Origin of the sequence: Pseudoalteromonas sp. BSi20480, from assembly GCF_000241365.1 — a bacterium.
Lineage (GTDB): Bacteria > Pseudomonadota > Gammaproteobacteria > Enterobacterales > Alteromonadaceae > Pseudoalteromonas > Pseudoalteromonas marina.
In genome coordinates this window covers 1-2,503 of sequence record NZ_BADX01000037.1, presented here as the reverse complement: position 1 = coordinate 2,503, position 2,503 = coordinate 1, and the positions used below count along the sequence as shown (strand labels likewise).

1 protein-coding gene and 1 pseudogene are annotated in these 2,503 nt (G+C 40.4%); one reads left to right on the top strand and one right to left on the bottom strand.

Annotation, left to right across the window (positions count from 1 at the left end):
- Nucleotide 1: 1 nt before the first annotated feature.
- Nucleotides 2-816 (bottom strand): annotated as a pseudogene (locus P20480_RS13945) (alpha/beta fold hydrolase).
- Nucleotides 817-1,017: 201 nt separating this feature from the next.
- Here P20480_RS13945 and sbcB point away from each other — a divergent pair.
- Entirely contained in the window at nt 1,018-2,463 is a 1,446-nt protein-coding gene (gene sbcB / locus P20480_RS13950; RefSeq protein ID WP_008127647.1) for an exodeoxyribonuclease I, read from the top strand.
- Nucleotides 2,464-2,503 lie beyond the last annotated feature (40 nt).

The window sequence follows — 2,503 nt, the reverse complement described above, 5'->3', positions numbered from 1 at the left end:
CTTATTGAGTGCGTTCAAGTAACTTAACTATCGTGGGTTACAACCTATTTTTGGCTCATCATTTTGTGGATAGTGATAGCTTTTATTTGTTATTACTATTTCACCTTGTGGAAATGCATTAGCCCACTTTGAATGTAAGTCACCCCACATTTCACGCGCTTGGTCGGTAAAAAATAATACAGGTGGCTTTTTATACTTTTTAACGGAGGCGATCACAGTCACGGGTATATCAGCAATTTGAGGGTAATCAGGTAGTGGGCGTTTTGCCCAAAAATCTAAATACTGATTCGACATACCATTTTTCATATCATCGAGCTTTATTGCAGCAATTTCTTTTTCAGCACGGGGCAAATCAATTGCGCGCATAATATCTACATCGTGCTCTGATGCAGGCTCAATTAACATCAACGCTTTAATACTGTTAGGGTATGTTGCAGCAAATACACGCGCAATATAAGCACCATAAGAATGGGCAACGTATACAACAGGCTCTTCTACTTTAAGTACTTTTAGCAATTGCACAACCTCAGCAGCGTATTCTTCTGAGCTATAGTTTTTCTTTATTTGTGCAGAGCCACCATTACCAATACGAGAATACCGTATAACTTTCGCGTGCTTGGTAAGTGATTCAAAAATCGGATCCCAATCACTTAAACCAGCAGAGCCACCCGCTTCAAGTAAAATGGTATGTTTACCATCACCTGCTAATTCGTATTCAACGTCAAAGCCATTTATTTGAACCTTAGCCGTACTGGCCATTAAACCGTGTGGGATGAAAAGCGAATAAAAAATGATTACGGTAAAGAGTATTCTCATCATATTTTTTACTTAAGTTAATTTAAAAAACACCTTATGCGATATTAAATATGACTTCCAGCGGTAATAGTTAAAATTTCTAAAGTTTAAATTAAGGTCCCTATAAACTCCCTCGCCCATATGCCATAATCTAAATAATTCATTATTTTAGTAACTTGGCGCATATTTAGGCGTTTTTAAGTTAACTACTCAGGGTTTACTATGGCATATCAAGAGCAAAATCAAGCAACAATCTATTGGCACGATTATGAAACTTGGGGGGCGAGCCCTCAAAAGGATAAGCCGAGCCAATTTGCAGGTATTCGTACCGATCTTGATTTAAACATTATTGGCGAGCCGCTTATTGAATATTGTAAGCCGCAAGCGGATTACTTACCCCACCCTGAGGCATGTTTAATCACCGGTATTACGCCACAAGTGGCGATGAAAAAAGGCTTGGTTGAGGCTGAGTTTATAGCAAAAATTCATGCCGAATTTAGTGCGCCAAACACCTGTGTGGCAGGTTATAACAGCATTCGCTTTGATGACGAAGTAAGCCGTTATAGTTTTTACCGTAACTTTTACGACCCGTACGAGCGTGAATATAAAAACAATAATAGCCGCTGGGATATTATTGATTTGGTCCGTGCGTGTTATGCGCTACGCCCCGAGGGCATTGAATGGCCGTTAAAAGAAGATGGCAGCCCAAGCTTTAAGCTTGAACATTTAACTGTCGCTAATGGTATTGAGCACGCCGCTGCGCACGATGCGCTAAGCGATGTGACGGCCACTATTGCATTGGCTAAGCTAATAAAAGAAAAACAGCCAAAGCTTTATAACTTCTTTTTTGGGTTGCGTAATAAAAAAGCGCTTGGCGAGTTGGTTGATGTATTTAACATGACGCCGCTAGTGCATACATCGTCGCGTATTCCTGCAACGCAGGGTTGTACTACGTGGGTGGCGCCAATGAGCTTTCACCCGGTAAATAAAAACGCCGTTATTTGTTTTGATTTAACCCAAAGCCCGCAAGTGTTACTTGATTTAAACGTAGAAGAATTACGCAAACGCTTATACACCAAACGCATAGATTTAGCTGAAGGCGATTTACCTGTTGGCTTAAAACTGGTGCATTTAAACAAGTGCCCTATTTTAGCGCCTGCAAAAACATTATTGCCTGAAAACGCAGCCCGTTTAGGCATTGACCGCGAACAGTGCCTGGCTAATTTAGCTATTTTAAAAGCCAATACCGAGCTTCGCGATAAAGTCACTGAGGTGTTTAACGAGCAAGGCGATTACAGCGCAACCACTAACGTTGATTACTTACTTTACGATGGTTTTACCAGCCACGCCGATAGAGCTAAATTTGCGATTATTCGCGATGCTAAACCAGATGAACTAGCGGGCTTAAATTTAGATTTTGAAGATAAAAAGTTTAATATATTACTGTTTAGATACCGTGCACGCAATTGGCCTGAAACGCTCAACCAGCATGAGCTTGAGCAATGGCGCCAGTATTGTCAAAACAAGTTAATGCACGGGGAAGATCAACCCTCAATTAGCGCACAAGATTTTATGATTACTCTTGAAAACCTAGCCCATGAACACGACGACAGCGAAAAAAACCTGACCATTTTAAAAGCGCTTTATAACTACGCGCAGAGCATGTAATTTTCTTTTAGTTTATTTGTATAGCGCATATAAAAAACGA